The organism is Brunnivagina elsteri CCALA 953, assembly GCF_002289455.1.
In the GTDB taxonomy this organism is placed as follows: Bacteria; Cyanobacteriota; Cyanobacteriia; order Cyanobacteriales; family Nostocaceae; genus Brunnivagina; species Brunnivagina elsteri.
In genome coordinates, this window is record NZ_NTFS01000226.1 from 1 (window position 1) to 10,812 (window position 10,812).

The 10,812-nt window shown below is 42.0% G+C and carries 6 protein-coding genes and 1 pseudogene; 3 read left to right on the forward strand and 4 right to left on the reverse strand.

The annotated features are described in order from the left end of the window. Positions 1–340: 340 nt before the first annotated feature. From mltG to proB, 3 genes are all read left to right on the forward strand, one after another. The gene (mltG, locus tag CK510_RS18680) at positions 341–1,411 is read left to right on the forward strand and encodes an endolytic transglycosylase MltG (protein WP_095723138.1); all 1,071 of its coding nucleotides are present in this window, start codon (positions 341–343) and stop codon (positions 1,409–1,411) included. Between the two features lie 285 nt (positions 1,412–1,696). Next, complete coding sequence (locus CK510_RS18685; RefSeq protein WP_095723139.1) at positions 1,697–2,233, forward strand: YqeG family HAD IIIA-type phosphatase; 537 nt, start codon at positions 1,697–1,699, stop codon at positions 2,231–2,233. Positions 2,234–2,276: 43 nt separating this feature from the next. Further along, a complete protein-coding gene (gene proB / locus CK510_RS18690) occupies positions 2,277–3,383 on the forward strand; it encodes a glutamate 5-kinase (RefSeq protein ID WP_095723140.1) in 1,107 nt (368 codons plus the stop codon). A 163-nt stretch (positions 3,384–3,546) separates the two neighbouring features. Here proB and bcsA read toward each other — a convergent pair whose 3' ends face one another. The 4 genes and pseudogenes from bcsA to CK510_RS18710 form a co-directional block, all read right to left on the reverse strand. Then, the gene (gene bcsA, locus CK510_RS18695; RefSeq protein WP_095723141.1) at positions 3,547–6,153 is read right to left on the reverse strand and encodes a UDP-forming cellulose synthase catalytic subunit; all 2,607 of its coding nucleotides are present in this window, start codon (positions 6,151–6,153) and stop codon (positions 3,547–3,549) included. A 461-nt stretch (positions 6,154–6,614) separates the two neighbouring features. After that, positions 6,615–8,999 carry a cellulose biosynthesis cyclic di-GMP-binding regulatory protein BcsB gene (locus tag CK510_RS18700; protein ID WP_095723142.1) on the reverse strand — a complete coding sequence of 795 codons (2,385 nt, stop codon included), beginning with the start codon at positions 8,997–8,999 and terminating at the stop codon, positions 6,615–6,617. Positions 9,000–9,160: 161 nt separating this feature from the next. Then, positions 9,161–10,438, reverse strand: coding sequence for a family 8 glycosyl hydrolase (locus tag CK510_RS18705; protein ID WP_245912213.1), 1,278 nt, complete (start codon positions 10,436–10,438; stop codon positions 9,161–9,163). Between the two features lie 131 nt (positions 10,439–10,569). Beyond that, positions 10,570–10,812: pseudogene (locus CK510_RS18710) on the reverse strand (nicotinate-nucleotide--dimethylbenzimidazole phosphoribosyltransferase); the annotation flags it as partial.

Below are 10,812 nucleotides of genomic sequence, written 5' to 3' on the forward strand. Positions count from 1 at the left end.
ACAGTAAAGATGAAGAAAGTGGGTTTTCTAAAAGTTAGTAGTTAATAGTTAATATTTAACATTTGCTGATAACTTGTCACCTACCTACCTTATCTTACCCTTTTATTAAACGCCCTCTAAGAGGATGTTTGAAAAGTCTCCTTCTATGTCATGCTTCGTTCCTCAGCATCTCAGTATATGCATGAAACGCAAGATTCTACCCTGCGGGAACGCGTAAGCGCGAACGTTCCGTAAGACTCCACTCAGAATGGCAATTTATACCTTATCCGACTTTTCAAACATGCTCTAAGAAACTAACCATTAACTTAATATCCATTAACCAATACGAAATTACTATTTCATGAATCGTCAACAAAAAGGTTGGCAGCAGTTATTTTTATTTAGCTTGCTGCCTTTATTCTTGGCAATTTTTGGAGCTTCCGGATGGTTATGGTGGAATTGGGCTATTTCCCCAGCGCAATTAAATGCAGCAAAACCCCAACAAATCCAAATTCCTCCAGGTACAGCTACACAGCAAATCGGCACCAAGTTAGAACAAGCAGGATTAATTCGCTCAAAAATTGCTTGGGATTTACTTGCAAGATATATTTCTTCGCAAAAATCAAATGGTGGTTTTCAAGCTGGTACATACGAACTGTCAGCGAATCAACCCTTAAACGAAATCGCCCAAACTATTTGGGATGGCAAAGTCATACAAGTTAGTTTTACCATTCCTGAAGGTTGGTCTTTGCGACAAATGGCAGATTATTTCCAAAAAGAAAAAGGTTGGTTTTCTAGCCAAGATTTTATTGATGCTGCCAGTCAAATCGATCGCAAAAAATATCCTTGGTTGCCTGCTGATATTCCTTTTCTCGAAGGTTTTTTATTTCCTGAAACATACCAAGTTACTAAAGAACGCATTACTCCTCAAGCTGTTGTACAGTTAATGTTAGAACGTTTTGAGAAAACAGCATTACCTGTATATCAAAAATCTCAAAATCAAGAACTAAATCAACCTAAATTTACGCTCAAACAGTGGGTGACACTTGCTAGTATTGTTGAAAAAGAAGCTGTTGTCCAAAAAGAACGTCCCCGTATTGCTGGTGTATTTGTCTCTAGATTGCTAAAAGGGATGAAATTAGAAAGCGATCCCACTGTTGAATACGCTTTTGGGATTCGTCAAACCCCCGATAAACCACTCACATTTGCACAGGTAAGGAAACCATCACCTTATAATACTTATGCAACCCCCGGATTGCCTCCTACACCAATTGCAGCTCCAGCTTTGGAGAGTTTAAAGGCTGTATTGAATCCGGAAAGTACAGAATATTTATTCTTTGTTGCTCGGTATGATGGTACGCATGTTTTTAGTCGCACTCTCCCAGAACACGAAGCGGCAGTTGTAAAAATCCGTAGGGAAAGACAAAGATAATAAAGTTATGAGTTATACTGCAAACGGCTTAAAATTTGACTAATATAGAACCCCTCTCCAACCTTTCCCCATAAATCAGGGGAGAGGCTTAATAAATATTAGGTTTGGCAGATAAAAAGTATAATCTTTAACAGTTTTTAATATATGAGTTATAAGTTCTAAATAATTTATGTTGTCTATCCCCAATTCCTAATTCCTAATTCCTAATTCCTAATTCCTAATTCCTAATTCCTAGACGACTCAGCGAGTCGTCTCTACTAATTACCAATCCCTAACTATTTGAACATGAACTTGAACCAACTTCTACAACCTGACTTAATTTTAGGATCGATTTTGAATCTTACCCCCGATATTGTCAAAGAATATCAACTCAAAGGATTAGTACTAGATGTTGACGAAACCTTAGTACCTTTTAATGCGGTAGATGCTTCATCAGAATTGCAAAATTGGGTACAAGAGATGCGTGAAGTTGTATCACTGTGGTTAGTTAGCAATAATATTAGTGAATCCAGAATTGGTAATATTGCTCGTTCCCTCGATTTACCCTACTACCTTAGTGCTGCTAAACCATCACGTCGTAAAATACGTGCAGCTTTGGAACAAATGGATTTACCAGCAAATCAAGTTGGGATGGTTGGAGATAGATTATTTACTGATGTCTTAGTTGGTAATCGTTTAGAGATGTTTACAATTCTTGTAGAACCGATTGTACATGCTGACGTGGCAATGCGATCGCACCCTATTCGTAATTTTGAAGTCTGGATTTCCGAAGTTTTGGGAGCAAATATTCAGCAAAAAAAAACAAAGGTTCACACAAATTAATCGAGATTCGCTAATTCCTAATTCCTAATTCCTAATTCCTTCAATGCAGACTATCGTCGTTAAAATTGGAACTTCCAGTCTTACCCAAGCAGACACAGGATTATTAGCATTATCTGCGATCGCAACGCTTGTAGAAACGCTCTCAGACTTACAAAGACAGGGACATCGGGTGATTTTGGTGTCTTCTGGTGCTGTGTCCGTCGGTTGTGCTAGGTTGGGGTTAACGGAAAGACCAAAAAATATTGCCCTGAAACAAGCAGTTGCAGCAGTTGGACAGGGAAGGTTAATGCGTGTTTATGACGATTTATTTACAACCCTACAACAACCAATTGCTCAAGTATTATTGACACGTAGCGACTTGGTACAGCGCAGTCACTATTTGAATGTTTACAATACCTTTCGGGAATTGCTGGAACTTGGGGTTATACCCATTGTCAACGAAAACGACACTGTTGCTGTTGAAGAACTCAAATTTGGTGATAATGACACGCTTTCAGCATTAGTTGCCAGTTTAATCGAAGCAGACTGGTTATTTTTAATGACAGACGTAGATAGATTATATTCTGCCGATCCGCGTTCGGTTCCCGATGCCAAACCCATCGCGGTAGTTAGTAGTATGAAAGAGCTTGGGGAAATGCAGGTAGAAACGGGTTCCCAGGGTTCGCAATGGGGAACAGGGGGAATGGTGACAAAAATATCTGCTGCACGCATTGCTGTAGCTGCGGGAGTTCGCACTGTGATTACTGAAGGCAAATATCCCCGCAACATCGAGAGAATCATGAATGGGGAGCCTTTGGGGACACATTTTGAACCCCAACCAGAACCCACATCAGCACGGAAGCGTTGGATTGCTTATGGTTTAGTTACTGCGGGAAAATTGTACTTAGATAATGGTGCTGCGATCGCAATTTCTGATGGTGGCAAGTCTTTGTTAGCTGCGGGGATTAGCTTAGTTGAAGGTGAGTTTGAGACTCAGGAAGCGGTGGGTATTTTTGATCGTCAAGGGAATGAGATTGCACGAGGTTTAGTCAATTATAGTAGTCAGGAATTACTGAAGATTCGTGGAAGACATTCGCGAGAAATTAGCGAGATTTTGGGTTATATAGGGGTAGAAACTGTAGTACATCGCGATAATTTAGTTTTGGTTTAGAAATGATTTATTATGGGACTTCCGCGACACGTTAAAATCTCTGTATTTCTCTGTGAACCTCTGCGTATACCTTCGCGTTTCTCTGCGTTTAAAAACAAAAATCCGGTTCCTCTCAAGAAACCGGATCCATCATCATTTATTGAAGTCAAACTTCCCAGATTAACTACAAACTTTGTAACAATTGCTTGACTTTTGGCGTTTGTTGTCCTTTAAATTTGTCCGGTAAATTCAATTCAATGGCGATTCTACCACTAGCATCTTCTTGAACAGAAATAATTTCCGCCACAAATTTAGTTGGAGTCTGACTATTAGCTTCCTGACTCAACAACAAACCAACCAATGGCTTGGCATTTCGCATATTATGTAAATCCTGTTCTCCTAACTGCTTACTAGAAGCAACAGCGCGTTTACCATCCAATTCTAAACGCATACCAGTAACACCAAGTTCAGTTGCGACACCGGGAAAGAAATCCCCATCCCAATATAATTGACCGTATGCTTGTATTTGCTTGCGTACCTTCTTGCGAGGAATCTGTTTAACATCACGGAGCGATCGCGTTAAACTGGTGGCAAGAAAACCCAGGGATGCCAGGGGTTGGTCTGAGTAATCGTGCTTTTGAGAGTACCATTCGTTCACATCTGAGAAAATTACCAGGGTTAACTGGTCTTTTTGCTGCTGGTTGAGATTTACAAAGTCGATCGCTAAATGAGTCTCGGTTTCGCTGACTGGTGATAAGCGAATCACCCTACCAGTAAGTGTGGCACGGGCAGAGAAATCTCCGAGAATTTCAATTTGGACTTCATCGGGCAAATTCGGCCAGGATTCCAAGGAAACTAATGCCCCAGTTTCCGAGATATTTATAGTTTCCCCCATAATTGTTTGGTCGTTGCTGGAAATAATTACGGGTAGGTGACGTTGTAATCGGTGTGCAGTGCGGATTTGGGGCTGTTCAAAGCCAACCAACAAAGCCGAGGAAAGCAAAATCAAGTTAAAACCTGACCACATCGTGTTTACCAGTACTGCTTGCCAGTCTTCTGGACGCAATAGTAACCAGTAAGGAACCGCAAGTAAAGAAGAAATCACCAAAGAACTGACAATCACTAACCCCCGCATTGAGCGCCAATCAAAGGTACGTTTGGCAATGTTTGCTCCCTTGTCGGTAACGTTAAACGTACCAAGTTTGGGGTTAATCAAAGCTAGCAATGTCACCCATCCAGCTTGGAATGACATCACAAATTCAAAAATTTCGTTCCAGAAGGAGAAGCGAACATGTTTGTAAATGATGTAATTACAAAACAACGATAGTAAGATGTGGGGTAAAGCGTAAGCTAAGGTTTCCACACCCAAACCCTGAACTGAGTTGATGCCGAATAATAGGAATAAAGTCGGAGCTACCGCGTAAACCAATCGCGGATATCCATACAAGAAGTGGGATGTCGCACTCATGTAACAAATTCTCTGTGCCAGATTGAGTTTTAACTTGGGGTTAAACATGGGATTCTCAATCCGGAGAATTTGCGCCATTCCCCTTGCCCAACGCACTTGTTGACCAACATAGGAAGAGAAAGTATCAGGTGCTAATCCTGCCACCATAATTTTGTCGTAATAAACCGACTTATAACCCTTCGAGTGCAAGCGCAAAGCTGTATGACAGTCTTCGGTAACAGTTTCCACAGCAATTCCCCCCACTTCCAAAGCATGGGTTTTGCGGATTACAGCAGCTGAACCACAGAAAAAAGCCGCATTCCAGAAGTCATTTCCTTTTTGCAGCACCTTATAGAATAATTCGTTACCCACAGGAATACGTCCACCTGTAACCAAGTTGCGCTCAAATGGGTCAGGATTGTAGAACCAGTGGGGAGTTTGGACAAAGGAAACCTTTGGATCGTTGAAGAAACCAATGGTGTGCATCAGGAATTGGCGGGATGGGATGTGGTCACAGTCGAGAATCATTACCAAGTCGCCGCCAGTTTTGTGGAATGCGGTGTTAATGTTGCCTGCTTTCGCATGTTCGTTGTTATCCCGCGTCATGTGAATACAGCCGAGTTCTTCACACATCCGTCGTAGTTCTTCGCGACGACCACGAAACTTCTCGTAATTGGGGTTATCGGGTTTGTAGCGTTCTGGACGACCATCATCAAGAACGTAGACTGTTTTCTTTCCAGGTGCGTAGTCGCAAACCAAAGCTGCTAATGCGGTTTTACGAACAATCTCCACATCTTCGTTAAAGGTGGGAATATAGATATCGACCGAATACCATTGGTCTTCGGGAATGGCAGCCAAGTTAATGGGTTGACGTTCCTTGATTTTGAGAGTTTGGAAATATGCCAATACCAAGGTCAAAATCGCGTATAATTCGGCGGCAAATAGTAAACTACAGGCGAATCCATTGATAAAGTTATCGAAGTTGAGGGTATAACTGACTCGGTAATATAAATACCGTAGGGTTGTCACCAAACTCAGCCACACCATAAACAGGTGATAGTATTGACCAATTTCCGGCGAAGATTCCTGTTCTTCAGCCTTAACAAGTACCTGACCAAGGATAATAAAAAAGACTGCGATCGCACCTTGTTGCCAAACTTCTAGGGGGGTGACAATCAACGGGATTGAAAGCAATAAGAACAGCAATCCCAGCCATTTAAATTGTTTAATTCCGACCCGTTCGAGGGCAGTATCAAAAAATCGCGGTGTCAGTTCTGTAAGTATCCTACCCAGCTTGCTACGTGGGCGTTGTCCGGGGGGAGTTCTGAATGAGGAAGAAGACATTTTGTATTTTCTATTTTTGATATTTTGTTTGTAGATATACGATGTATTGCGTCTAATTCATCGTGTCTAATTTCATCACGTTTATTTCTTGATCGATTACATTCTTTCTTTGGATTTGAAAATTACTGATTTGAGTTTTTAAATGTTTTGATTAATGCATTGTTGAGATATTAAATTCAGTAAATAATTAATATTTTACTCGAACTTTTATCCCAATTTAATTAACTCAAAATACATCTTTTCTCTCTGATTTTATGAACGAATAAATGCAACCATTTTGGCTTAGAATTCTAAGATTCAGACTAAATAAAAATGTTTCTATTTTGGTGAAAATCCAAAATCCCCAAGCCCAATCCAAAATGGTGTAGATGCAGTCCCAAATCAGCAATTAGTTAGCAATTAATTAGTCATTAACTACTAATTAAAAAAGACTAAAAATCAAATCGTCAAGACGCAATAAATTACTTCCTTTCGCCAGCAGATAAGCGCTTCAGATATATTTGGGCAATACCATACAGTAACAGCGATACACCGACAATTCCCAAGGGTAACAACAGCCAATTATCTTGAATTAACCGTGAAAGCTTACTAAGTAGGGTTGTCTCCTCCACCCGACTGACGCGAGGCGCACTTTGGGAGAAAGTTAATTGGTATGCATCTGGGTCATAAGCTACAGGGTCTTTTTTATCACTACTAATCAGTACCGTGTCCTGTTTGAGTTGGAAAAACCAAGGGTCTTGGTTGAGAACTTGACGAACCTTTTCCAAACCAGTCTCAGTTTGAGCCGTCAAAGCCAAAACAACGCGATCGCGATTCCAAGGTGAAACCACCTGTTTAATCATCCCTTGACTATCCTGGGGAGTTTGCACGTTACCGTCAGCCGATGTCCGCGAAAACATCTGAGTCAAATTAATACCGGGGGAATTATTTAAAGCATCCGGCAAGGGAAATTGACTAACTACGCCAATCGCCACCAAATTATCTTCTTTCTTCACAGTCTCTGGTAAGGTTTCTGCGGTATAAACATCAAGTTTAATCGCATCAGATTGGCTTAAACGACCCAAACGTTCACTCAACTCCAACATGGTCAAAATATCCGTTACCGATGGGTTCTTGGAGATGACAACAGCCGTACGGGATAAATCCTGGGGTGCTGCAAACGGATAACCAAACTTCAGCAAATTTAAATCCGGTAACTGTACCGAGGTTTCCCGCTTCAAATCAAAGCTGCTATCGGAATGCACCGTACCTGTTAGCTGTTGGTCGGGAGGTTGAACACATCGTTGTTTATCAAAGGCTTCCCGTGCATTCATGCGGAAAAAGACTTGCAGTTTGGAATCCGGCTTCACCAAATTCGCAGGCAAATCAACTTTCAAGGATTTACGTGATTCTCCCGACTCATTCGTTAGCCTCGCACCACCAATGAAATTACCATCCAAGAATACTTGCACGGCAGATGTACGCGGGTTAATCTGCGGACCGTAACTATACATCAAATTCATCGAACTGCCACGCAGGAAATTGTCATCGGGTAAAGCGCGGAAATCGATTTCTACTGCTGGCGCACCTGCACCTCGTACTGTGACATCATTAAATGCTTCCCCATTCGTCGAAGTTTTTAGCTCTTTGAGTTGGAAAGTATTGCTTTCGGGTAAATATCGAGGCCATTGACGGACACCAGGAGTTGTTGAATCTTTGATTTGGTCGGCATATACGACTTGACCAGTACCCATTTTTCGTAAATCGGGTTGGGTCAAATACCTTGCCGCTTTTTCCACGCCCTTAGCACTATTACCTGTAACAATCAGGATGGGTGTACCATCTTCCTTATCTTTATCCTTTTTGCTGCTGGAGAAAATCAGTACCCCTCGGTCTTCGGGTACTGGATTATTACTGCCGTCGAGAACTCGACCACCACTAATCTTCAAGGGCAAATCTTTTAAATCTGCTAATCCTGGCTGTTCGCTGGGAGTACCGATGATAACTAAGCGCTCATCATCTTTAACGCTGGCTACGCTTGTCACCATTCTGGTTTCGATGGGACGGAAATCAGCCGAACGACCTAATGCAGCTTGGAATCTACCCGCAGCAGTCAGCCAAGATTCGCTAACTTGTTTTGGTTGCAAATAAGCAATTTTGCTAGGTTCTAAACCTAAATTGTCCAAAATTGGATAAGGATAGCGACTAAAGTTTAGTGCTAGGGGTTGCTTTTGATATTTAAAGGTAATCTTGGAATCGGGTAAAATCTCAGTCCACAAATCAGGGCTGTTGGGGTCACTACATTCAGGGTGATTATTCTGTTGGGCAACTACGGTGAGGTCGTTGTAATCCTGGATCAGATTTTGGGGAATATTTACCAGTAATTGACCGACTTGTGACTGTTTGCGGTTGAGTGGGGAACTACCAACACTGGTACCATTTACTAGTACTGTGAGATTTGAGCGACTTGCATATAAAGACGGTGAATGTTGGAAGCGAATTAAAGCTTGCACATTTCCGGTTTGCTTGTCGATTTTCCAACCACGGGGACGGGTAAAGCCCAGACGAGCTTCGGAATAAATACCGCGCAATCGCATTCTGTTCCCGACAATTGGGCTGCGATTGAATTCTAAGTTATAGGTGTTTAAGGTTTTAGGATTGGTGGTTGTGTCTTTCTCTTCGCTTTTAGTATCAGTTTCAGGCTTCTTTGTCGGAGTTGGAGTGGTCGCTTGGGCAATTAATAGAGTGTCTTTTTCTGCATTTGCGATCGCACGGGCACTGGGAAATGAATTTGGGAAGAGTAAAAAGCAGAAGGTGAGAACAAACGCTTTTTTGCTGATTTGGGAAAGAAGAAACAATTGTTTCATGGGGATAGTAGGTAGATAATAGATTGACTAGATATTCAGGTATTAATTTTTCTGCTTGTTCGTAGCTATAATTACTAGTCGGAAATTTGTTCTTTTTATAACTCAAAATTGAGCATTATTCTTGATACTCGTTTAAATCAAGTCAAAAATAAGGTTTGTATTCAATTTGCTTGTAACAATTGCTTTGGCAAAACCCCAGGATTGATTAATCCCAACCAAGCTAGATTCTGAGTATAATATGCCGAGTGATCCCCCCAAATACCTTGTTTGTATTGAGGTAATAATTTCTGCTCTAGAATCTCTTTACCTAGTTTGGGTTCGGTTAAACGCCAAGCGGCATAAAGCATGGCATATTGGGATGTTGCTTCATAATTAACCAATTGCTTCCCTTGTAAATCGATACTTGCTGGCAAACGCTTTTGTTCGCGCCACATCTTTTGGAGGTGTTTGGTGGAAGTTTGAAGATAGCGTTTTGCTTGGGGTGAGTTGAACCAAGTCGCATCTAAAGCAACTCGCCACCACACCCGATAGGCATCAAAGCTATATAAACTTTGAATTGGACTCGAAGCTGGCAAGATTTGGTACTGCCCAGTTTTGATATCCAAGGCAACCCAATCACTTGGTAAACCAACTTTGGAAAGTTGGGTTGATTTTTCGAGAACTTGATAGCTAGTTTCCACTAAACCCAACCAATCCCGTTCCCGATCTACTTGGGCAAAGATGCGAAACGCATAAGTTGCCAGATAGGAGGGATTAAGATGGAGGGTTGAAGCATTGGGGATGAATGCGGCACTTGGACCAGGTAGTAAATACCTTTTACCGCCAAATCCAATCGCAGTTGAACCATCCCACAAATCCTTGAGTTTGGTGCGAGCCAACTCCAAATATTCGGGACGATTCCAACGTCTGGATGCAAAAATCAAAGCGGTAACGGCATCAATATCGCCATCGCTGGCAAAATTATTATCGATTGCCCCCCAAGTTCCATCGCTTCGTTTACCCCATTTCCAAGCCCACAAACTATCGAGGTATTTACCATTTTCCTGTCGCCGGAGATTTTTCTCCCCCCAATCAAGGGTTCTGGCAAAAGTATCGGCATCATCAATGATTACGGCTCGCAACATGGCATAGGCTTGACCTTCACTTGTGGAGCGATCGCTCGCTTCATAGTCGATCACTCGTCCATCGTTCTGGATAAATCTCTGGCGGTAACTATCCCAACTTTGCACTAGTAACTCCCGATTGGGCGTTGTGGGAGGTAAGGCAGCTAGGAAGGTTGCCGTATTATCCTTGTTAAGTGGTAGTTGAACGCTGGTGTTAGGAATTTTCACATCCGGCGTTTGTTGCTTGACAAGTGAATAACCAGAGAAACAAGCACAAAGACCAATGGGAATGGCGATTGCCGCTATTTTTGGCAGGTGCCGCATTCTAAGATTCATGGGTATTGTGGAAAGTTGAAAAGAGTGAATTTTTGCCTTTCGCTTTACTATTGTTCCCTTTTCAACCCTCGTAATTAACTTAGAGAACAGCGATTTCACGTCCAAAAATAGGACTATGCGATCGCATGGCGCTATTTACCGGGTCTTCTTTGATAATCTTCCCAAGGTGGTTGAAATCCCCGTCGTTGCAGAAATTCTTCTTGAACTTGCTGGATTCTCCGGGATAATTCCGCATCGCTGGAACCTTGGCGCATTTGTTCGACTTGTAAATCTTCCATTTGCCCCAGTGCTGCTAGCGGTTTGTCTAAAATTGCCGTCAAATCGGCAACAGCCCGACGTGCTTCTTTGTCCTCTGGTTTCTGCTCGATTACCCG